17 protein-coding genes are annotated in these 20,698 nt (G+C 71.4%); 10 read left to right on the top strand and 7 right to left on the bottom strand.

The genetic code is table 11. The features are described from left to right. Nucleotides 1-62: 62 nt before the first annotated feature. Nucleotides 63-686, bottom strand: coding sequence for an NADPH-dependent FMN reductase (locus tag ACIBJG_RS05315; RefSeq protein ID WP_399304114.1), 624 nt, complete (start codon nt 684-686; stop codon nt 63-65). Nucleotides 687-774: 88 nt separating this feature from the next. Here ACIBJG_RS05315 and ACIBJG_RS05310 point away from each other — a divergent pair, with 88 nt between their 5' ends. The 4 genes from ACIBJG_RS05310 to ACIBJG_RS05295 all read left to right on the top strand — a co-directional run bounded on the left by ACIBJG_RS05310 (nt 775) and on the right by ACIBJG_RS05295 (nt 4,022). Continuing rightward, complete coding sequence (locus ACIBJG_RS05310) at nt 775-1,575, top strand: aminotransferase class IV (protein ID WP_399304112.1); 801 nt, start codon at nt 775-777, stop codon at nt 1,573-1,575. A gap of 77 nt (nt 1,576-1,652) precedes the next feature. Beyond that, nucleotides 1,653-2,114, top strand: coding sequence for a DUF5990 family protein (locus ACIBJG_RS05305; RefSeq protein WP_399304522.1), 462 nt, complete (start codon nt 1,653-1,655; stop codon nt 2,112-2,114). Between the two features lie 378 nt (nt 2,115-2,492). Then, complete coding sequence (locus tag ACIBJG_RS05300; RefSeq protein ID WP_399304110.1) at nt 2,493-3,299, top strand: hypothetical protein; 807 nt, start codon at nt 2,493-2,495, stop codon at nt 3,297-3,299. 99 nt (nt 3,300-3,398) lie between these two features. Beyond that, nucleotides 3,399-4,022, top strand: a complete 624-nt coding sequence (locus ACIBJG_RS05295; protein WP_399304108.1) for a class F sortase — start codon at nt 3,399-3,401, stop codon at nt 4,020-4,022. A 21-nt stretch (nt 4,023-4,043) separates the two neighbouring features. Here ACIBJG_RS05295 and ACIBJG_RS05290 read toward each other — a convergent pair whose 3' ends face one another. Continuing rightward, a complete protein-coding gene (locus ACIBJG_RS05290; RefSeq protein WP_399304106.1) occupies nt 4,044-4,832 on the bottom strand; it encodes a sulfite exporter TauE/SafE family protein in 789 nt (262 codons plus the stop codon). Nucleotides 4,833-5,014: 182 nt separating this feature from the next. On the opposite strand from ACIBJG_RS05290, the gene ACIBJG_RS05285 reads away from it, so the two are divergent. The 4 genes from ACIBJG_RS05285 (at nt 5,015) to ACIBJG_RS05270 (ending at nt 10,479) form a co-directional block, all read left to right on the top strand. After that, nucleotides 5,015-6,229, top strand: coding sequence for an NAD(P)/FAD-dependent oxidoreductase (locus ACIBJG_RS05285; protein WP_399304104.1), 1,215 nt, complete (start codon nt 5,015-5,017; stop codon nt 6,227-6,229). A gap of 1 nt (nt 6,230) precedes the next feature. Then, nucleotides 6,231-8,825, top strand: coding sequence for a nitrite reductase large subunit NirB (nirB, locus tag ACIBJG_RS05280; RefSeq protein ID WP_399304102.1), 2,595 nt, complete (start codon nt 6,231-6,233; stop codon nt 8,823-8,825). Further along, a complete protein-coding gene (nirD, locus tag ACIBJG_RS05275; protein ID WP_399304100.1) occupies nt 8,825-9,196 on the top strand; it encodes a nitrite reductase small subunit NirD in 372 nt (123 codons plus the stop codon). Before nirB ends, nirD begins: the two co-directional genes overlap by 1 nt. Nucleotides 9,197-9,312: 116 nt before the next feature. After that, on the top strand, nt 9,313-10,479 hold the full coding sequence (locus ACIBJG_RS05270) for an alkaline phosphatase PhoX (protein WP_399304098.1): 1,167 nt from the start codon (nt 9,313-9,315) through the stop codon (nt 10,477-10,479). A gap of 57 nt (nt 10,480-10,536) precedes the next feature. Here the strand turns inward: ACIBJG_RS05270 and ACIBJG_RS05265 are convergent, their stop codons facing one another. The 4 genes from ACIBJG_RS05265 to dusB form a co-directional block, all read right to left on the bottom strand. Beyond that, entirely contained in the window at nt 10,537-10,956 is a 420-nt protein-coding gene (locus ACIBJG_RS05265) for a VOC family protein (RefSeq protein WP_399304096.1), read from the bottom strand. A 280-nt stretch (nt 10,957-11,236) separates the two neighbouring features. Continuing rightward, the gene (locus ACIBJG_RS05260) at nt 11,237-12,253 is read right to left on the bottom strand and encodes an ArsR/SmtB family transcription factor (RefSeq protein ID WP_399304094.1); all 1,017 of its coding nucleotides are present in this window, start codon (nt 12,251-12,253) and stop codon (nt 11,237-11,239) included. A gap of 549 nt (nt 12,254-12,802) precedes the next feature. After that, nucleotides 12,803-15,514: a pyruvate, phosphate dikinase gene (gene ppdK, locus ACIBJG_RS05255; RefSeq protein WP_399304092.1), complete on the bottom strand. Its 2,712-nt coding sequence runs from the start codon at nt 15,512-15,514 to the stop codon at nt 12,803-12,805. A 549-nt stretch (nt 15,515-16,063) separates the two neighbouring features. Then, nucleotides 16,064-17,212, bottom strand: coding sequence for a tRNA dihydrouridine synthase DusB (dusB, locus tag ACIBJG_RS05250; RefSeq protein WP_399304090.1), 1,149 nt, complete (start codon nt 17,210-17,212; stop codon nt 16,064-16,066). Nucleotides 17,213-17,354: 142 nt separating this feature from the next. Here dusB and bla point away from each other — a divergent pair, with 142 nt between their 5' ends. Both bla and ACIBJG_RS05240 read left to right on the top strand, forming a co-directional pair. After that, a complete protein-coding gene (gene bla / locus ACIBJG_RS05245; protein WP_399304088.1) occupies nt 17,355-18,305 on the top strand; it encodes a class A beta-lactamase in 951 nt (316 codons plus the stop codon). Between the two features lie 15 nt (nt 18,306-18,320). Beyond that, the gene (locus tag ACIBJG_RS05240) at nt 18,321-19,814 is read left to right on the top strand and encodes an MFS transporter (protein ID WP_399304086.1); all 1,494 of its coding nucleotides are present in this window, start codon (nt 18,321-18,323) and stop codon (nt 19,812-19,814) included. On the opposite strand, the gene ACIBJG_RS05235 is transcribed toward ACIBJG_RS05240, so the two are convergent. Beyond that, on the bottom strand, nt 19,784-20,692 hold the full coding sequence (locus ACIBJG_RS05235; RefSeq protein ID WP_399304520.1) for a helix-turn-helix domain-containing protein: 909 nt from the start codon (nt 20,690-20,692) through the stop codon (nt 19,784-19,786). The two genes, ACIBJG_RS05240 and ACIBJG_RS05235, sit on opposite strands and share 31 nt — an antisense overlap. Between the last annotated feature and the right edge of the window lie 6 nt (nt 20,693-20,698).

The following is a 20,698-nucleotide window of genomic DNA, read 5'->3' as shown; positions in this document are numbered from 1 at the left end:
GGTCTCCTCGGATCGGCAGCGGGTGCTCCCCCGATTGTCGGGCCGGTGCTGCCGGGGCGCGATCAGCCGCCGTACGGATGGGCCGCCCTGGCGCCCCTCAGTGCCCGCCCCCACCAGATCAGTTGGTCCAGGAGGGACTTCGCCGCAGCGTCGGGGCCGACCGGGTCGCGGTGATTGCCCTCGTCGTCGAAGAGGGCTCCGGCATTGTGGAACGAGACGGTGTCGCGGATGGAGACGGCGTGCAGTTCGGCGAAGACCTGCCGCAGGTGCTCGACCGCGCGCAGACCGCCGGAGACCCCGCCGTAGGAGACGAACGCGACGGGTTTGGCCTGCCATTCGGTGAAGTGCCAGTCGATGAGGTTCTTGAGCGGGGCCGGGTAGGAGTGGTTGTACTCGGGGGTGATGACGACGAAGGCGTCGGCTGCCGCCAGCCGGCCGGAGACCTCGGCCAGCAGGGCCTGGTCCTCGGGTCCGGGGCGGTAGGAGAGGGCGGTCGGGAGGTCGAGTGCGGCAACGTCGACCAGGTCGGTCTCGATGCCGGGGTGGCCGTCGGTACGGGAGCGGAACCAGTCCGCGACGACGGGCGCGAACCGGCCCTCGCGGTTGCTGGCGACGATGACCGCGACCTTCAGGGGGGCGGTGTCGGACAGAGCGGTGGCCGTGGTTCCGGCTGTGGTGAGGTCCATGCCAAGAGGCTCGTACGTCAACCATGGTTGAGGTCAAGCGCGCACGGTCCGGCCCGGCCGCCGGGCGTGTCGGCATACGGTGGACGGCATGACGACTCCAGCGGCCGCACCGCTCCCCTACGCCGAGTTCGACGGGCATCCGGCCACCGAGGACGATCTGCGCACGGCGGCCTTCTTCGGCTACGGCCATTTCACGGCCATGCAGGTCAGGGGCGGCCGGGTGCGCGGCCTGGGGCTTCATCTGGAGCGGCTCGACTCCGCGAACCGGGAGCTGTTCGAACTCCCGCTGGACGGCAGCCTGGTACGGGAACTGGTCCGGCACGCGCTGCGGGGTGCGGGGACGGCCGACGCCTCGGTGCGGGTGCAGGGACTGCGTCCGCCGGGCGCCGCCACGACGACCGTCGTGGTCACGGTGCGCGGACCGGCCCGGATGGACCCGCGGCCGGTGAACCTGATGTCCGTCCCGTACGCGCGCACCGTGCCGCACCTCAAGCGTCCCGGGGAATTCGGTCAGACGTACTACGGGGAGCTCGCCCGCCGGGCCGGCTTCGACGACGCGCTGCTGACCCTGCCGGACGGCTCGGTGACCGAGGGTGCGATCACCAACATCGGCTTCTGGGACGGCACTTCGGTCATCTGGCCGCAGGCACCCGCACTACTGGGCATCACCATGGCACTGCTGGAGCAGGAGCTGCCCGGCGCGGGTGTGCCGTCGCTGCACCGCCCGGTGGATCTGACCGGGCTGGGGGCCTACCGGTCGGCTTTCGTCACCAACTCGCAGGGCATGGCGCCGGTCGCCCGGATCGACGACACGGCGTTCACGGTCGACGAGGAGCTGATGAAGCGGCTGGCGGCGGCGTACGAGGCTGCCGACCGGGACACCGTCTGACGCACCCGACCGGCGGGCCGCCGCGAAGATGGACCATGGAACCCGTGCAGAATCCGACCGAAGGGCGTCCGCCGCGCATGCAGATCCACATCGAGGGCTCCCACCTGCCCGGCCGCGACTGCGGGCCCGGCGGCGACTTCGCCGGCCGCGAGAACATCCACGTGGGCGTCCAGCGCAAGGACCGGCCCGACGAACTCCTCGGGCTGCACCCCGGCGACGCTCCCGCCGCCCGCTGGACCCTGGACTGCACCACCGCCACCGGCCAGGACGGCGTCGAGGTGAGCGGGCCGTACGTACAGAACCGGCTCGGCGGACGGTTCGTCTATCTGTCGTGGGGCACGGTCGACGGGGACGGGCTGTTCTCCATGTTCCGGCGGGCCAAGCTGATGTTCTCCGACATCGACGCGGATGTCCTCGAAGCGGCCGTGCGCTCCGGGCACCTCACCGCGCGGCTGCCGCTCTCCGATGCCAGGGGGCAGCCGCTCTGCGCCAGGGTCCGGCCGCCCGTCATCGTGTGGTCCGCCGCCGCACCCGCCTGAGCGGCTGTCGGCACAGGACGAACCGCCCCCACCGGGCCCAGGGGGGGTGGGCCCGGTGAGGGCGGCGGCCGGGGGCGGCTGTGCGCACCGTCCCGTGGGGGGTGTGCTTCGTGTGCCCGCGGACGGCCGGCTCATGCATGTGACGTACGCCACTTTCTCTTCGGCGGGCGTCACCCGATCGGCACCGGACACCGCAGGACGGGGCCAACACCTCACCATCACCGCTGTGACCTGCGCGCATGGGCCGTGGCAAGGAGGCGGCGCCGGTCCGATCGGGTGAATGCTGACTCGGTGTCAGCAGGCATGGGTGGCGGGAGGGCCGTTAGCTCGGACCCAGGACACACCAGCCCGGCGCCACCCCCGCTCGGAGGAACCCCCATGCGCAGTCCTGCCCGCCTCGTGACCGGCACCGCCGCCGCGGCCCTCGCCGCTGTCGCGCTCGGCATCGGCGCCGCCGCCCCGTCCGCGTACGGGGATGAATTGGGGCCACTGGAGATCACTCCCGCGAGTGCCGCCCCGGGCGCCACCGTCACCGTGAACACCACCGCCTGCGGCAGCGACACGGGCGCCACCGGTGACGCGAGCGCTCTGGACACCTCCGAGTTCGCGCTGGCTCCGGCCACCCTCAAGGAGGTCCTGGCCGGTTCGTTCCGGGTGCCGGGCAACATCGAGCCGGGGCCGTACAGCATCGACGTGGCCTGCGAGAACGGCAAGAAGGCCACCGGGGAGGTCGAGGTGAAGGCGGCGGGCACCGCGGGCAAGGACAGCGCCGCCGGGTCCTCCGACGCGGACTCCCCGGCCGGTGCCGGTCTGCCCTCGGACCTGTACGACTCCGAGGAGTACGACGCCACCGGGCTCGACGAGGCCGAGGCCTCCGGTGCGGCCCTCGTGCCGGACGCCCCCGCGCTCCCCGGACGCGGTACGCCCACTGCCCGCCCGACCCCCACCGGGCACGAGAGTTCCGCCGGGCACGAGAGCTCGTCCGGCGGTTACGAGACCCCCTCCGGCCACCGCACCTCGGCCGCGCCCACCGCCCCCACGGGGCATGTGAAGACCGGTGTCGGCGGCAGCGTCGGACCGGACACCACCCAGATCGCGGCGGGAGCCGGCGTACTCGCCGCGACCGCCGTCGGCGGAGCCTGGCTCCTGCGTCGCCGGGCGAGCGGCACGCAGGACGGCAGCTGACGGAGACTTCCACCTCTCCGTACCGCCCTGATTCCGTCCCGGTGGCCTCGCGCCACCGGGACGGGACCGTATCCACCTTTCGTCACCCGGAGGACGACCGTGTCCCAGAAGGCCAAGGGCTGGCTGCTCGTCGTCGCGGCGCTGGCCGGTCTCTGGCTGATCCGGAACGGCGCCGACACCCAGCTGGCCCCACCGGCCCCGGCCTCCGCCGACGCCTTCGCCGCCGGTCCCGGCCTGCTGCCCGGATCGCCGGTCGCCGAGCCGCTGCGGCCCTCCGCGCCCGTCCGCATCAGGATCCCCGGCATCCGGGTCGACGCCCCGATGATGCGGCTCGGGCTCGGACCGGACGGCAGCCTCGACGTACCGCCGGCCGGGAACACGGACATCGTCGGCTGGTACAAGGACGGCCCGCCGCCCGGCGCCAAGGGCACCGCGATCGTCGCCGGTCACGTCGACAACGCCCAGGGCCCGTCCGTCTTCTACGACCTGGGGGCGATGAAGAAGGGCGCCGCGGTCGAGGTGCTCCGCCAGGACGGCCGCACCGCCGTCTTCTCGGTCGACGCGATCGAGGTGTACGAGAACGACGACTTCCCCGACCGGCGGGTGTACGGGGCCTCGGAGCACGCCTCGCTGCGCCTGATCACCTGCGGCGGCGGGTTCTCCGACGCGACGGGCTACGAGGGCAACGTGGTGGCGTACGCCCACCTCACCGGCGTGCGCTGAGGCCGGACCCGGCCCCGCACCTCAGGCCTGCCACTGGTCGAAGGCAAGCTTCGCGACCAGCGAGAACACCACCACCAGCAGCACGCCGCGGACGAACTCGCTGCCCTTGCGCAGCGCCATCCGCGCCCCGAACAGGCCGCCCGCCAGGTTGAACACCGCCATCAGCGCCGCCAGCTGCCACATCACGTTGCCCTGGTAGGCGAACATCGCCAGGGCCCCGCCGTTGGTGCAGACGTTGACGATCTTGGCGGTGGCGGATGCCGTCACCAGGTCGAGGTGGAGCACCGCGGTCAGCGCCAGCACGAGGAAGGTGCCGGTGCCCGGCCCGAACAGCCCGTCGTACAGGCCGATGCCGCCGCCCACCAGGACGATCGCGGTGAAGGTACGGGCCCGGGTGACCCGGGGCGCCACGCCCTCCTCGGCGGACCGGCCGAACTGGGGCCGCAGCATCACGAACGCGGCGACGGCCAGCAGCACCACCATGATCACCGGGCGCAGCACCTCGCTGCTGATCCCGGCGGCGAAGAAGGCACCGGTCATCGATCCGGCAAGTGCCGCCAGGCCGATCCGCAGCGCCGTGCCGACCTTCACCGGCGCCTTGCGCGCGTAGGTGACGGCGGCGCCCGACGTGCCGACGATCGCGACCGCCTTGTTGGTGCCGAGGATCTGGGCGGCCGGGAGGTGCGGCAGTCCGAGCAGCAGCGCGGGCAGCAGGAGCAGCCCGCCGCCGCCGACCACCGCGTCGATCCACCCGGCCGCGGCAGCGGCGAGGCACAGCACGACGAGGGTGGTCAGGGTTATGTCAGGCATGATCGCGACCCTAAGGAAACGGCACGTGTCGCGTCCAACCGTCCCGGAATTCTTGAGCCACTTCTGAGCTCCGCGCCGCCCGCAGCCCTCACAGACACGTTCTGCGGACGCTGAGCGCAAGGTTCCTCCCGGGAAACAGAGGGGATCCGGACGGGTAACACCTCCCGGTCACGCTTCCTGTCATGAGGACACGGACGGAGAACACGGCGCGGGTGGTGGTGATCGGCGCCGGGATGGCAGGCGCACGCCTCGCCGCCCGGGTGCCCGATGTCACCGTCATCGGCGAGGAGTCGCACGCCCCCTACAACCGGGTGCTGCTGGCCGAGGTGCTGGCCGGGCGGTATCCGGCGGACGTGATCGCGCTCCCCCCGGCCGAGGTCAGGCGCGGGGTGCGGGTGGTGCGGATCGACCGGGACGACCGGCTGGTGCACTGCGACGACGGAAGCGTCGTGCACTACGGGCGCCTCGTGCTGGCGACCGGCTCCAATCCGGTGCTCCCGCCGCTGCGCGGGCTCGGGAGCACGATGCCGGACGGGGTGCACGCCTTCCGCACCCTCGACGACTGCATGGCGCTGCGCACCTCGGTGCGGCCTGGGGTGAACGCGGTCGTCATCGGCGGCGGTCTCCTGGGCGTGTCGGCGGCCCGTGCGCTGGCCGAGTGCGGCGCCCAGGTGGTGCTGGCCCACCAGGGCGAGCACCTCATGGAGCGGCAGCTGGACGCGGAGTCGGCCGGGCTGCTGCGGAGCCATCTGGAGTCCCTCGGCGTCGAGGTGCACACCGAGTGCCGGGTCCGCGGGCTGCGCTGCTCCGACGGTGCGGTCCGGGCCGTGGAGCTCGCCGACGGCTATGAGCTGGCCGCCGAGATCACCGTGCTGGCCTGCGGGGTGCGTCCCCGTACGGGGCTCGCGCAGGCGGCCGGTCTGGAGGTCCGCAAGGGCGTCGTCGTCGACGACGAGCTGCGCACCTCCGATCCGTACATCCACGCCGTCGGCGACTGCGCCGAGCACCGCTCCACCGTGTACGGGCTCGCGGGCCCGGCGCTGGAGCAGGCCGATGTGCTCGCCGAGGTGCTGGCCGGGCGGCCCGCCCGCTACGACGGCACCCGGGCGCTGACCCGGCTGACGCTGAACGGCCCGGCCGACCCCGGCACGGGATCGCTCGATCTCGCCGCCTTCGGCGACTCGCGGCCGCTGCCCGGCGACGACGTGATCCGGCTGGCCGACGCCACCCGGGGCGCGTACCGCACGGTCGTCGTCCGCGGCGACCGGCTGGCGGGCGGTGTGCTGCTCGGCGATCTCGCCGCGGTCGGCACGCTGGCCCGCACCTGGCAGGACGACGCACCGCTCCCCGCCGAAACGTCCCTGCTCCACCTGCTCACCAACGACGGAGGCTTCTGAGATGCCGGTGTCCACTTTCCCGACCGCCCACACCTCCACCGCAGCAGACGTCCCGACCATCGTGGTCGTCGGGCACGGAATGGTCGGTCAGCGTTTCCTGGAGGCCCTTGCCGACCGCGGGCTGACGGCCACCGCCGGCGCCGCCCGGGTCGTCGTCCTGTGCGAGGAGCCCCGCGCCGCCTACGACCGGGTGCAGCTGACCTCGTACTTCTCGGGGAGGACCCCCGAGGACCTGTCGCTGGTCGAGCAGGGCTTCATGGAGCGGCACGGCTTCGAGCTGCGGGTCGGTGACCCCGCCGAGTCCCTGGACCGCGAGGCGCGCACGGTCACCGCTCGCTCCGGCGAGACCTTCCGTTACGACACGCTGGTGCTGGCCACCGGCTCCTACCCGTTCGTCCCGCCCGTCCCCGGCAAGGACAGCGAGGGCTGTTTCGTCTACCGCACGATCGAGGACCTGCTCGCGATCGAGGAGTACGCGAAGACGGCGACGACCGGCGCGGTCGTGGGAGGCGGGCTCCTCGGCCTGGAGGCGGCGGGCGCCCTGAAGGGGCTCGGACTCGACACGCACGTGGTGGAGTTCGCGCCGCGGCTGATGCCCGTCCAGGTGGACGAGGGCGGCGGCGCGGCGCTGCTGCGCACCATCGAGAACATGGGCCTGACCGTCCACACGGGCGTCGGCACCCAGGAGGTCACCGCGGGTGAGGAGGGCTCGGTGAACGGGATGGCGCTCTCCGACGGCTCGTCGCTCGCCACGGACCTGGTGGTCTTCTCGGCGGGTGTCAGGCCCCGCGACCAGCTGGCCCGGGACTGCGGTCTGGCTGTCGGCCAGCGCGGCGGCATCATCGTCGACGACGAGTGCCGCACCTCCGACCCGGCGGTCTTCGCGATCGGCGAGTGCGCGCTCGCCTCGGACGGCCGGGTGTACGGCCTGGTGGCGCCCGGCTACGAGATGGCACAGACGGCCGCCGAGGTCATCGCGGGCAAGGAGGCGGCGTTCACCGGAGCCGATCTGTCGACAAAGCTGAAGCTGCTCGGTGTGGACGTGGCGTCCTTCGGCGACGCCCACGGCACCGCCGAGGGCTGCCTGGACGTCGTGTACGCGGACTCCCGCTCGGGCGTCTACAAGAAGCTGGTGATCGGCCAGGACGGCACGCTGCTCGGCGGGGTGCTCATCGGGGACGCCGACCAGTACGGCACGCTCCGCCCGATGACGGGCACGGTCCTGCCGGTCGCCCCCGAGCAGCTGGTGCTGCCGGCCGGCGCGGGCAACCCGGTCACCCTCGGGCCCTCCTCCCTGCCCGACGAGGCCGTGATCTGTTCCTGCCACAACGTCACCAAGGGCGCGATCTGCGAGCACACCACGCTGCCCGAGGTGAAGAAGTGCACCAAGGCCGGTACCGGCTGCGGCAGTTGCGTCAAGGTCATCGGCCAGCTGCTCCCGCAGAGCCAGGACAAGGGCCTGTGCGGCTGCTTCTCGTACACCCGCAGCGAGCTGTACGAGATCGTCCGCACCCTGGAGATCACGTCGTACGCCGAGCTGCTGGACTCGCACGGCCGTGAGGCGGCGCGCGGCGGCGACGGCTGCGAGGTCTGCAAGCCGACGGTCGGCTCGGTCATCGCCTCGCTGGCGCCGACGGTCGGCGCGAGCGGCTACGTCCTGGACGGCGAGCAGGCGGCCCTCCAGGACACCAACGACCACTTCCTGGCCAACCTGCAGCGCAACGGCTCGTACTCGATCGTGCCGCGCATCCCCGGCGGCGAGATCACCCCGGAGAAACTGATCGTGATCGGCGAGGTGGCCCGGGACTTCGGCCTCTACACCAAGATCACCGGCGGTCAGCGGATCGACCTGTTCGGCGCCCGCGTCGACCAGCTGCCGCTGATCTGGACCCGGCTGGTCGACGCGGGCTTCGAGTCGGGGCACGCGTACGGGAAGTCGCTGCGGACGGTCAAGTCCTGTGTGGGGCAGACCTGGTGCCGCTACGGCGTGCAGGACTCCGTGAAGATGGCGATCGACCTGGAGCTGCGCTACCGGGGCCTGCGCTCCCCGCACAAGCTGAAGTCGGCCGTGTCCGGCTGCGCCCGCGAATGTGCCGAGGCCCGCGGCAAGGACTTCGGGATCATCGCCACCGCCCAGGGCTGGAACCTGTACGTGGGCGGCAACGGCGGCGCCACTCCGCGCCACGCGGACCTGCTGGCCCAGGACCTGTCGGACGCCGAACTGGTCCGCCTCATCGACCGGTTCCTGATGTTCTACATCCGTACGGCGGACCGGCTGGAGCGCACCTCGACCTGGCTGGACCGCATCGACGGCGGCCTGGAGCACGTGCGGGACGTCGTCGTCCACGACTCCCTGGGGCTCTGCGACGAGCTGGAGCGGCTGATGGCCGACCACGTCCGCGGCTACCGCGACGAGTGGGCCGAGACCATCAACGACCCGGAGCGGCTGCGCCGCTTCGTCACCTTCGTCAACGCACCCGACGCGCCCGACCCGTCGGTGAGGTTCGTCCCGGAACGCGACCAGGTCAAGCCCGACCTGGACATCCTCGCGGGCCCGGTTCTCGCCATCCGCACTCTTGAAGGGACCGCCTCCTGATGACGACCCAGACGATGAACGGGACGATGGAGACCGCGCAGGACACCCAGGTCATCCGGCTCGCCTCCGGCGACGACTGGCTGACGGTCTGCGACCGCTCGCTGCTGACGCCGGGCCGCGGCGTCGCCGCCCTCCTCCCGGACGGCCGGCAGGTCGCACTGTTCGTGGACCGGGCGGGGCGTACGTACGCGATCGACAACCGCGATCCGTTCACCGGCGCATACGTGCTCTCGCGCGGGCTGGTCGGTTCGGACGGCGGGCAGCCGTTCGTCGCCTCCCCGCTCCTGAAGCAGCGCTTCGACCTGGCGACGGGCGCCTGCCTGGACGACGACGAGGTGTCGGTGCCGGTCTTCGAGGTCCGCGCGGACTGATCCCGGCCCGTTCACCGCGTGTTGCCGCTCCGTCAACTGCGCACCCCTAGTGTCCTGACGTTCGACCCGCCGGGCCGACCGGACCGGCGGGCCCTCACGTCACCCGTGGAGTGATCGTGGAACGTCGGACCTTCTTGCGCACAGCGGTTGTCGGCGGCTCGGCTGCGGCCTTCGGCGGCACCCTGTGGCGGGGTGCCGCCTTCGCCGGCCCCGCCCAGCCGGCCACCGGCCCGTACGGCGCGCTGCAGGCCGCCAACGGCAACGGCATCCTGCTGCCGAGCGGCTTCACCAGCAGAATCGTCGCCCGCTCGGGGCAGACCGTCCCCGGCACCTCGTACGCCTGGCACAGCGCGCCCGACGGCGGCGCCACGTTCGCCGACGGCAGCGGCTGGATCTACGTGTCCAACGCCGAGGTCTCCTCGGGGAGCGGCGGCGGGGCGAGCGCGGTGCGCTTCAACTCCTCCGGAACCGTCACCTCCGCCTCGCGGATCCTGTCCGGTACCAACAACAACTGCGCGGGTGGCCGCACCCCGTGGAACACCTGGCTGTCCTGCGAGGAGGTCAGCCGCGGATTCGTCTACGAGACGGACCCCTGGGGTGTGAACGCGGCCGTGCAGCGTCCCGCGCTGGGCCGCTTCAAGCACGAGGCCGCGGCGGCCGACCCGGACCACGGGTACGTCTACCTCACCGAGGACGAGACGGACGGGCGCTTCTACCGCTTCCGCCCCACCACCTGGGGCAACCTGTCCTCCGGCACCCTGCAGGTCCTGGTGGCCGGCACCGGCACCTCCGGCCCGGTGACCTGGGCGACGGTCCCCGACCCGGACGGCTCGCCCACCCTGACCCGCTACCAGGTCTCCGGCGCCAAGGTCTTCAACGGCGGCGAGGGCTGCTTCTACGCGGCGGGCACCTGCTGGTTCACCACGAAGGGCGACAACCGGGTGTGGGCGTACGACGCGAACGCGTCCAGCATCTCGCTCGCCTACGACGACTCGCTGGTCACCGGCGGCGCCGCCCCGCTGACAGGCGTGGACAACGTCACCCGGTCCGCGTCGGGTGACCTGTACGTCGCCGAGGACGGCGGGAACATGGAGATCTGCCTGATCACCCCGGCCGACACCGTCGCCCCGTTCCTGCGGATCAGCGGCCAGTCCGGCTCGGAGATCACCGGCCCGGCGTTCTCCCCGGACGGCACACGGCTCTACTTCTCCTCGCAGCGCGGGACGAGCGGCAGCTCGTCCGGCGGCATCACATACGAGGTCACGGGGCCGTTCCGCAGCTGAACGGGGCCCTTCCGTGCGGTGCCGCCACCGGCGCCGCACGGCTTGCGCCTCCCGCCATCAGGCGGGCTGGCCGCCGGCCTCGACGGCCGCCGGGTCCATCCAGACGACCTCCCAGATGTGGTGGTCCGGGTCCTGGAAGGAGCGGCCGTACATGAAGCCGAGGTCCTGGGTGTCGTTGGCCGGCGATCCGCCGGAGGCGAGCGCCGTGTCCGCCAGCTCGTCCACCTTCTCCCGGCTGTCGGCGCTCAGCGCCAGGATCACCTCGGTGTGCGTCGAGGCGTCCGCGATCTCCTTCTTGGTGAAGTCCTTGAAGCGCGGCTCCTCCAGGAGCATGGCGAAGATCGTGTCGCTGATGACGAGACAGGCGGTGTGCTCGTCGCTGAACTGCGGATTGAAGGAGTAACCCAGCTTGCCGAAGAAACCCTTGGTCGTCTCCAGGTCCTTGACCGGCAGGTTCACGAAGATCATCTGAGGCATGGGCGTCCCGCTCTCTCGATGGTGTCCCGGGTGCGTTTCTCGAACGCGTGATGACTGGTAGACGCCGGGCCCGCCGGGAACTCATCGGCGCCGGACAGAAAATCCTTCCCTCGCGGCGCCGGACAGAAAACCTTCCCCGGCGGACCGGGGGCTCAGGGGCCCGGAGGCTCAGGGGACCGGAGGCTCAGGGGCCCGAAGGCTCAGGGGCCCGAAGGCTCAGGGGCCCGAAGGCTCAGGGGCCCGAAGGCTCAGGGGCCCGAAGGCTCAGGGGCCCGAAGGCTCAGGACACGGCGAGCGGCGCACCGCCCCGCAACAGCGAGCCGCCCAGCGGGGTGAGCGTGTGCAGGACCGAGCTGCCGTGGCGCAGGGTGTGCACCAGGCCCGCCTCGCGCAGCACACAGGCGTGCTGGCTGGCCGAGGCGAGGGACACCCCGGCCCGGCGGGCGAGCTCGCTGGTGGTGCAGCCGTCGCCTATGACCTTCAGGACGGTCGACCGGGTGTTCCCGAGCAGCCGGCCGAGCCAGGGGCCGGGTGCGGCGAAGGCCGGGGCGGCGGCGTGGGTGACCGGGTAGACGAGCACCGGCGGGAGCAGCGGGTCGCGGTAGACCACCGGGGTGCCCCGGCAGAAGAACGACGGCTGGAGGAGCAGGCCGCGGCCGTCCAGGTGGAGTTCGCGGTCGACCGGGTAGTCCGCCTCCAGCACGGGTGCCCGCCAGCGGATGACCGGCGGGAGCGAGGCCAGCAGCTCGTCGGCGCCGCCGTCCAGGAGTGCGCGGCCGCGGAGGGCGCGGTCGGCCTCGACGCTGGCCTGGATGTGCGGCCAGTACGGCTCGACGGCGGCCCGGTGGTAGGCGCGCAGGGCCCCGATGAGCCGGCCCAGGGGCTCGGCGCGCCCTTCGCCCAGCGTCTCCAGCGCCACGGGCCGGGCCGCCCGCCGGGCCGCACCACGGCCGCCGGCCACTGCCTGCGCGCCCAGCACCGCCAGTTCGGCCTGCAGGCGCTCGGGCGGGGTGTCGCGCAGGGCTTCCATTCCGGTGGTGAAGTCCATCGGTTCGGCGGCTTCCTGAGAAGGCGTCAGAAAGTCCGGGAAATAGCCGCGCGGTGGAACCACGGCGGACAACAGGCGTACTTCACCATTCAACCGCGCTCGCGCCTCGGAGCGCCATTTCCCGAACACCATGGAAGCCCGCCGGTCTCTCAGCCGGTGAAAGCTGAGAATGGTCTCCCATAACGCGTCCGGCCCGGTGGCCATCCGCACCTTGGAAAGGTCCCATCCGGAGACATGGATACGCAGCACCGAACCCCCACCCCTTGCACCTGCAATTGCCCCCGCGTCAGAGTATGCGAAGGGTAACTAGACGTCACCACGGGGTTTCGGCCAGAGGTGAAACGTCTCGCCCCGAACCACCGTCACCCGAAAGGCTGTACGACGTCGGGTGCGATTCCGGAGCCACCGGAAGAGCGAGTGAAGGCCGTGGGGGGTTTTGCTCGTTCGGCGGCGGTTGGTGACGGTGCGGCTCCGCGCTCGACGGGGGTAAGCCGGGTGCGGTCCATGGGTGGGGATCCATGGACCGCACCCCGGTCCGCTCCCGCCCATCTCTTTGCGCATTGAACGAAGCAATGAAGTACCGGGGAGCCCCAGGGAGTACCGGGTATTGCAGAAAGCGCTCACATTCCGTGTCAGGTCCGGGAGCAGTGCCACTCCCGGACGCCGGCCCGCGCACATGACAAGGCGGCGACACCCCCGCACAGGGTGCCGCCGCCTTCGGGAATTCCGCGGCCGCCGGCGGACCGATGAGGGTCGTCCGGTCCTGCGACAGCCCGCGGAATCAGTGGTTCTGCCGCGTCAGCGGCTGTCGCTGCCCCGCGACTCCGCAGCCGCCCGGCCCGCTTCCAGACGGGCCACCGGAATGCGGAACGGTGAGCAGGAGACGTAGTCCAGGCCCACCTCGTGGAAGAAGTGCACCGACTCCGGGTCGCCGCCGTGCTCGCCGCAGACGCCGAGCTTCAGGTCGGGACGGGTGGCCTTGCCGGCCGCGACCGCGCTGCGTACCAGCGCCCCCACGCCGTCCTTGTCGATCGTCTCGAACGGCGACACCCCGAAGATGCCCTTCTCCAGGTACGCGGTGAAGAACGAGGCCTCCACGTCGTCACGGGAGAAGCCCCACACCGTCTGGGTCAGGTCGTTGGTGCCGAAGGAGAAGAACTCCGCCGCCTCGGCGATCTGACCGGCGGTCAGCGCGGCGCGCGGCAGCTCGATCATCGTGCCGATCTTCAGCTTGAGGTTGGCGCCCGTGGCGGCCTGGACCTCGGCGATGACCTGGTCGGCCTCCTCGCGGACGATCTCCAGCTCCTGGACCGTACCGACGAGCGGAATCATGATCTCCGCACGCGGGTCGCCCTTGGCGTTCTTGCGCTCGGCGGCCGCCTCGGCGATCGCCCGCACCTGCATGGCGAACAGACCGGGGATGACCAGGCCGAGCCGGACCCCTCGCAGACCGAGCATCGGGTTCTGCTCGTGCAGCTTGTGCACGGCCTGCAGCAGTCGCAGATCGTTCTCGTTGGCGTCCTTGCGGGACTCCGCGAGCGCCACCCGGACCGAGAGCTCGGTGATGTCGGGCAGGAACTCGTGCAGCGGCGGATCCAGCAGCCGTACGGTGACGGGCAGTCCGTCCATCGCCTCGAACAGCTCGATGAAGTCGGCCTTCTGGAGCGGAAGGAGCTCCTCCAGGGCCGTCTCGCGCTCCTGGTCGGTGTCGGCCAGGATCAGCTTCTCGACCATCTCGCGGCGCTCACCGAGGAACATGTGCTCGGTGCGGCACAGCCCGATGCCCTGGGCGCCGAACCGGCGGGCCCGCAGGGCGTCCTCGGCGTTGTCCGCGTTGGCCCGCACCCGCAGCCGGCGCACCCGGTCCGCGTACGCCATGATCCGGTGCACGGCGGCGACCAGCTCGTCGGCGTCGTCGGCGCCCGCGTGCATCCGGCCCTCGAAGTACTCGACGACCGGAGACGGTACGACGGGTACCTCACCGAGGTACACCTTGCCGGTCGAGCCGTCGATGGAGACGACGTCGCCCTCCTCGATGACCCGGCCGCCCACCGTCATCCGGCGGCGCTTGGTGTCGACCTCCAGGTCCTCCGCGCCGCAGACACAGGTCTTGCCCATGCCGCGTGCGACGACGGCCGCGTGCGAGGTCTTGCCGCCGCGCGAGGTCAGGATGCCCTCGGCGGCGATCATGCCGTCGAGGTCGTCCGGGTTGGTCTCACGGCGGATGAGGATGACCTTCTCGCCGGAGCGGGACCACTTGACCGCGGTGTACGAGTCGAAGACGGCCTTGCCGACCGCGGCGCCCGGCGACGCGGCGATGCCGCGGCCCAGCCGCTCGGTCTTCGCTTCGTCGTCGAAGCGCGGGAACATCAGCTGCGCGAGCTGCGCGCCGTTGACGCGCTGCAGGGCCTCGGCCTCGTCGATGAGCCCCTGGTCGACGAGCTGGGTGGCGATCCGGAAGGCGGCACCGGCGGTGCGCTTGCCGACGCGGGTCTGGAGCATCCACAACTGGCCGCGCTCGATGGTGAACTCGATGTCGCAGAGGTCCTTGTAGTGGGTCTCCAGCGTCTCCATGATCTGCATCAGCTGGTCGTACGACTTCTTGTCGATGGACTCCAGCTCGGCGAGCGGGACCGTGTTGCGGATGCCCGCGACGACGTCCTCGCCCTGCGCGTTCTGCAGGTAGTCGCCGTACACGCCCTGGTGGCCGCTGGCGGGGTCGCGGGTGAAGGCGACGCCCGTACCGGAGTCGGGGCCGAGGTTGCCGAAGACCATGGAGCAGACGTTGACCGCGGTGCCGAGGTCGCCGGGGATGCGCTCCTGGCGGCGGTAGAGCTTGGCCCGGTCGGTGTTCCACGAGTCGAAGACGGCTTTTATGGCGAGGTCCATCTGCTCGCGCGGGTCCTGCGGGAAGTCGCGTCCGGCGTCCCGCGTGACGATCTTCTTGAACTGCTTGACCAGCTTCTTCAGGTCGCCCGCGTCGAGGTCCACGTCGACGGTGACGCCCTTGGCCTCCTTCGCGGCCTCCAGCGCCTCCTCGAACAGGTCGCCCTCGACGCCGAGGACGGTCTTGCCGAACATCTGGATCAGGCGGCGGTAGGAGTCCCACGCGAACCGCTCGTCGCCGGACTGGGCGACGAGACCGACGACGGAGGCGTCGGAGAGGCCGATGTTGAGGACCGTGTCCATCATGCCGGGCATCGAGAACTTGGCGCCGGAGCGGACGGAGACCAGCAGTGGGTCGTCGGCCTGGCCGAGCTTCTTGCCCATCCGGGCCTCAAGGGCGTCGAGGTGCGCACTCACCTCGTCACGCAGCGCGGCCGGCTCGTCGCCGCTGTCCAGGTAGACCTTGCACGCCTCGGTGGTGATGGTGAAACCCGGAGGGACGGGAAGCCCGAGGTTGGTCATCTCGGCGAGGTTGGCACCCTTCCCGCCGAGAAGGTCCTTCAGTTCCTTGTTGCCCTCGGTGAAGTCGTAGACGAACTTCTGAAGGTCTTCGTTTTCCGACACGGGTCTCGACTCCTCGACGACGCGGTGGCTGCCCTGACGGCGAGGAACATACCCAGATCGAAGGTGTCTGGGTACGTCCACTTGCCCGTCATGCGACCTCAACCACCCGTCCGCCAGCAGATCGAAAGTGACCCCACAGGTGAACCGATCACGGGCACGCGTTCAAGCCTTGTACGCATAACCACGGAGAGCACGGACGAGTCGCGCATTCGACCACAGCGAGTAGCCGGGGCGGCGATCGATCAAAGTGAAGGCACCTGGCACCCAGTGCCATCATTTGAGAAGTGCAGCCTGCCCATTTGCGCTCATCTGAGCGATGATAGTCTCAAGGTGGCGAGAATCACGCCGCGACGGCCGCTCAGATGTCATCATCCGGACGCCTCCCAGGTGGCTCCTGGTGGCCCGACGCTCACAAAGGGGCAGTTATTCGCGTCGCGCGGAGGCGCGGAGCATCGCTTCCCGGCCCGGCAGGCCGATTCTCGCCGAATTTGGCGCTCAGATGAGCATCGCCACCCGGAGGGCACCGGGTGCCCTCCGGGCAACGGGCTGTCAGCCGCCCGACGTGTCCAGTTCCGCGTCCGCGCTGACGCCCGCGCAGTCGTACGGGTCCTTCAGCCAGCCGTCCGGGAGCACCACCCGGTTGTTGCCGGAGGTGCGCCCGCGCGGGCCGTCGGCGCCGTCCGGCCACGGCTGGTCCAGCTCCAGTTCGTGCAGCTGGGAGCCGAGCTCCTCCAGCGACGAGGTGATCGCCAGCTTCTTGCGCATCTCGGAGCCGACCGCGAAGCCCTTCAGGTACCAGGCCACGTGCTTACGGAAGTCGATCACGCCACGGGTCTCGTCACCGATCCACTCCCCCAGCAGCGTCGCGTGCCGCAGCATGACGTCCGCCACGGTGCGCAGGTTGGGTGCCTGCCTCGTCTCCGTACCCTCGAACGCGCTCACCAGGTCGCCGAAGAGCCAGGGGCGGCCCAGGCAGCCGCGGCCCACGACCACGCCGTCGCAGCCGGTCTCGCGCATCATCCGCAGGGCGTCGTCCGCGCACCAGATGTCGCCGTTGCCGAGGACGGGGATCTCCGGGACGTGCTCCTTGAGCCGGGCGATGGCGTCCCAGTCGGCGGTGCCGCCGTAGTGCTGGGCGGCCGTCCTGCCGTGCAGGGCAACGGCCGTCACGCCCTCCTCGACGGCGATCCGGCCGGCGTCGAGGAAGGTGATGTGGTCGTCGTCGATGCCCTTGCGCATCTTGATGGTGACGGGCAGCTCGCCCGCGTTGGAGACGGCCTGCTTGAGGATCGCGCGCAGCAGCGGCCTCTTGTACGGGAGCGCCGAGCCGCCGCCCTTGCGGGTGACCTTGGGGACCGGGCAGCCGAAGTTCAGGTCGATGTGATCGGCTAGGTCCTCGTCCACGATCATGCGGACGGCCTTGCCGACCGTGACCGGGTCCACTCCGTAGAGCTGGATCGAGCGCGGGGTCTCGCTCGCGTCGAAGCGGATGAGCTGCATGGTCTTCTCGTTGCGCTCGACCAGGGCCCGCGTCGTGATCATCTCGCTGACGAACAACCCCTTGCCGCCCGAGAACTCCCGGCACAGGGTGCGGAAGGGCGCGTTGGTGATGCCGGCCATGGGGGCCAGGACCACCGGCGGCTGCACGGTGTGCGGGCCGATGCGGAGCAGCTGGGGCGAGGCGGCGAGCGTGGTCATTCCCCCATTGTCGCGTACGCCGGGAACTGCTCCGGCGGGTTCGGGCAGCCGGGTGGCGCGGGCCCGTTGTCGGACCGCACGCGTAGCGTGAGCGGCGACCGATACAGCGAGCGCCGTACAGCGAACGAAGGACACGATGACCATGAACTCCACCCGCCGCTTAGGCAGGACCGCCTCCGCAACCCCCACCCGCCGCACCCTGCTCTCACTGGGCACCGCGGGCGCGGCCGGCGCGCTGCTCGTCTCAGCCGCGGGCTCCTCCCGGGCCGCCGCGCGGCCGGCGGGGGCCGGGTCCGCGACCGCCCGGCTGCGTGAGCTGGAGCGTGTCCACGGCGCCCGGGTCGGTGCGTTCGCGTACAACCTGGCCACCGGGGCCGCCGTCCGCCACCGGGCCGATGAGCGATTCCCCATGCTCTCCACGTTCAAGACGCTCGCCGCCGCGGCCGTGCTGAGGGACCTGGACCGGGACGGCGAGGTGCTGGGCCGGCTCGTGCGCTACACGAAGGAGGACTGCGTCTCCGATTCCCTGGTCACCGACACCCCGGAATGCATCGCGAGCGGGCTGACCATCGCCCAGCTCTGCGACGCGGCGATCTGCGACAGCGACAACACCGCGGCCAACCTGCTGCTGCGCGAGCTCGGCGGCCCGCGTGCGGTCACCCGCTTCAGCCGCTCGATCGGCGATCCGGTGACCCGACTCGACCGCTGGGAGCCCGAGCTCAATTCGGCCGAGCCCGGGCGGCGCACGGACACCACCACGCCGGCGGCCGTCGCGCACGACTACGCCCGGCTCGTGCTCGGGGACGTACTGGAACCCCACGACCGCGAGCGGCTGACCGGCTGGCTGCTGAACTGCCGGACCAGCGGCACCCGTTTCCGGGCCGGGCTGCCGCCGGAGTGGACCGTCGCGGACAAGACCGGCGGCGGCTCGTACGGCAGTTGCAACGACGTGGGCATCGCCTGGACACCGGACGGGGCCCCCGTGGTGCTGGCGGTGCTGACGACCAAGCCGGAGGGGGACGCGGGGGCGGCCGGGGACCATCCACTGGTGGCCGGCGTCGCCCGGGTCCTGGCAGCGGAAGTCGTTAGTTAGGCGTACTATCCATGGATGTCTGAGCTCAGCCACCGGCGACGGATGCTCGTACTGGCGATCTGCTGCATGAGCCTCCTGCTCGTCAGCCTCGACGTCACCGTCCTCAACGTCGCTCTGCCCGCCATGCGCCAGGACCTGGACGCGAGCGTCGCAGGGATGCAATGGACGATCGACGCGTACACGCTCGTCCTTGCCTCCCTGCTGATGCTCGCGGGGTCCACCGCCGACCGGATCGGCCGGCGCAAGGTCTTCATGGCCGGCCTCGTCCTGTTCGCCCTGGGTTCGGCGCTCTGCTCGCTGGCACCCAGCCTGGAGATGCTCATCGCGTTCCGGATGGTGCAGGCCGTCGGTGGCTCCATGCTCAACCCGGTGGCGATGTCGATCATCACCAACACCTTCACCGACCCCCGCGAGCGCGCCCGCGCGATCGGTGTGTGGGGCGGGATCGTCGGCGTCTCGATGGCTGCGGGACCGGTGGTCGGCGGCGCCCTGGTCGACTCGGTCGGCTGGCGGTCGATCTTCTGGATCAACCTGCCGGTCGGCATCGCCGCCCTGCTGCTGACCTGGCGGTACGTCCCCGAGTCCCGCGCCCCGAAGGCCCGCCGCCCGGACCCCGTCGGCCAGCTGCTGGTCGTCGCGCTGCTGGGCTCGCTGACGTACGCGATCATCGAAGCGCCGCAGAAGGGCTGGACCTCGGCGGAGATCCTGCTCCTCGCCGCGCTCGCGGCGGCCTCGCTCATCGGCTTGCTGGTGTACGAGCCCCGGCGCACCGACCCGCTGATCGATCTGCGGTTCTTCCGCAGCGTCCCCTTCAGTGGGGCCACCGTCATCGCGGTCAGTGCCTTCGCCGCTCTCGGCGGCTTCCTCTTCGTCAACACGCTCTATCTGCAGGACGTGCGGGGCCTGAGCGCACTCACCGCCGGTCTCTACATGCTGCCGATGGCGGTGGTGGTCTGTGTGCTGTCACCCCTGTCGGGCCGGCTGGTCGCCAGTCGCGGGCCACGCATCCCGCTGCTGGTCGCGGGCGTCGCGATAGCGGTGAGCGGGCTGATGTTCGCGGCGTTCGACGCGGAGACCGGCACCGCGTCGATGTTCACCGCGTACGTGCTGTTCGGCCTGGGCTTCGGCGCGGTGAACGCGCCCATCACCAACACCGCCGTCTCCGGGATGCCGCGCTCCCAGGCGGGCGTGGCCGCTGCGGTCGCCTCCACCAGTCGCCAGATCGGGCAGACGCTGGGCGTCGCCGTGATCGGGGCGGTCCTCGCGGCGGGGGTGGCCGGTTCCTCGCACGACAGCGGATCGGCGGGCGACTTCGTCGCGGCGAGCAGGGCCGCCTGGTGGATCATCACCGGCTGCGGTGTGTGCGTCCTGCTGGTCGGCGCGGTGAGCAGCGGACGCTGGGCCCGGGGCACCGCCCGGCGGACCGCGGAAGGGCTGGAGGAGCCCGCGGCCGCGGCCGCGGCCGGTGCGCCGGCGGGTCAGTCCTCGTCGGCGAGCACCAGGGCCTGAAGCCGCTCCAGCCGCTCGCGGGTCTCCTCGTCGCGCGGGGCGTAGGTGACGAGCCTCGGTCCGGACGACGGGCCCAGCCAGAGGTCGGTGGTCTCCAGCCGCAGCAGCCCCACGTAGGCGTTGCGGAAGATCTTGGACCGGGCGCCGGGACCGAGGACCTCGTGTCGGGCCCAGGCCTCCCGGAACTCCGGTGATGCCGCCTCCAGCCGCTTGAGCAGGGCCTTCCAGGAGGGCTCGGCAAGGTGTCCGGCCATCGACGCACGGAACTTCGCGGTCATGAGACGCGTCACCGCCGACACGTCCATGACGGAGGTCCGCCATTCCTCGTTCGTGAAGGCGAGCAGCATGACGTTGCGGTCCTCGATGGCGACGGCGTCCATGTCACAGAGCATCCGGCCGTAGGTGCGGTTGTGGGCGAGGATGTCGTACCGGCTGTTCTGCACGCAGGCGGGGATCGGCTCCAGCTGTCGCAGCAGGGAGCGCAGCGCCGGGGTGATGCTCGGGCACTCCGTGCCGGGCGCCGGGTCGATGGCCCCCGCGAGGGAGAACAGATGGGTGCGCTCGCTGCGGTCCAGCAGCAGTGCGCGGGCGAGCGCGTCGAGGACCTGGGGCGAGACCTGGATGTCGCGGGCCTGTTCGAGCCAGGTGTACCAGGTGACGCCGACGGCGGAGATCTGGGCGACCTCCTCGCGGCGCAGCCCCGGGGTGCGCCTGCGGCGGCCGCGGACCAGCCCCACCTGCTCGGGGGTGATGCGCTCACGTCGGCTGCGCAGGAAGTCCGCGAGCTCGTGGCGCCGGATCTCGGTCCCGGACGCGTCCGGGACACCGGCCGCCGGATTCTGCGGTGCTTCCGGGTCCCTCCGTGCTGCCGTCACCATCGTCGT

This window comes from Streptomyces sp. NPDC050422, assembly GCF_044458665.1.
Lineage (GTDB): Bacteria > Actinomycetota > Actinomycetes > Streptomycetales > Streptomycetaceae > Streptomyces.
The sequence above is the reverse complement of the archived record's forward strand: the minus strand, read 5'-3'. Positions and strand labels throughout refer to the sequence as shown.